We start from the raw sequence: 1,143 nt of genomic DNA on the forward strand, positions 1-1,143 counted from the left end.
CCCAAAAAGGTTACTCTATAAGGCTTTGATGCCAATGGGCTCAGGGAAGATACAGTCGTAAATTAACCCTCAATTCATTTTCTGGAAACTCAAACCCTTATAACTACGTCCAAGGTCAGCCCAAAACAGCATGTATCTTTTTGTAACAGATGGGCTGAACATATTACCCAGTAAGGATTTTAGCTTGCATGTCACCCCCCCAGAATTTGTTGTCTGCCTGCCCATTAAATCGAATTATCTCATTAAGCTTTATCAAAGTCAACGATCATCTCAACTAATCTCAAAACTCCCTACATTTAATAAGTGGAGACCGCTGCTCCATTTTTACTTGCCATTTTTACCCTGGCTTCTAACTGGTCTAATCTGCCCTCCAAAAACTTAACTCGGCAAGCAGAGCGTTGTATTTTGCCACTTGATGTTTTAGGAATGCTCCCAGCTTTTATTAATACTACAGAATACACCTGTAGATCATGTTCGTCTGTAACTGCCTCCCTAATATTTCCCACTACCTCATTTAGATCTAGTGTTTTTTGGTAACTACGCTCCACCTCCTGAACCACTATTAAACGTTCTTCTCCCTTAATTTCCACTGCCAATGCTGCTCCATGACTAGTACGCAGTGATGGGTGACTTTTTTCCACTGTCAATTCAATATCTTGGGGATAATGGTTGCGACCACGAATAATAATCACGTCTTTGATACGCCCTGTAATGAATAGTTCCCCATCTTGCCAAAATCCTAAATCCCCTGTGCGCATAGGCCCCTCACTACTTTCGGCAAGGTTTGCATTAAAGGTCTTTTCTGTCTCTTCTAACCTATTCCAGTATCCTACAGCCATACTTGGATCGCAGACCCAAATCTCCCCTACCTGATCTGGTTGACATTTTGTCAAAGTATTTGGATTAACGATCGCCACTTTCATCCCACCAATGGGAGGTCCACAGCTAACTACTTTTCGTACTACCTGCTCTTTTTCTGCTGGTGATACTACTACAATTCTATTTTTTTCTAGGGCTTCTGCTGCTAAGGTCAACACCCGAGCTTTTTCCCCATGTTTTTTAGTAGAAACCAACAAAGTTGCTTCCGCTAGTCCATAAGCTGGATAAAGAGCATCCCTACGGAAACCAAAAGGAGCAAAAGTG

1 protein-coding gene is annotated in these 1,143 nt (G+C 42.0%); it reads right to left on the reverse strand.

The features are described 5' to 3' along the window. Positions 1-296: 296 nt before the first annotated feature. A partial coding sequence (locus tag F6K53_RS44360) for an AMP-binding protein (protein WP_293087289.1) occupies positions 297-1,143 on the reverse strand: 847 nt, incomplete at its 5' end.

The sequence above is a fragment of the Moorena sp. SIO4A1 genome (assembly GCF_010672065.1).
Taxonomy (GTDB): Bacteria; Cyanobacteriota; Cyanobacteriia; order Cyanobacteriales; family Coleofasciculaceae; genus Moorena.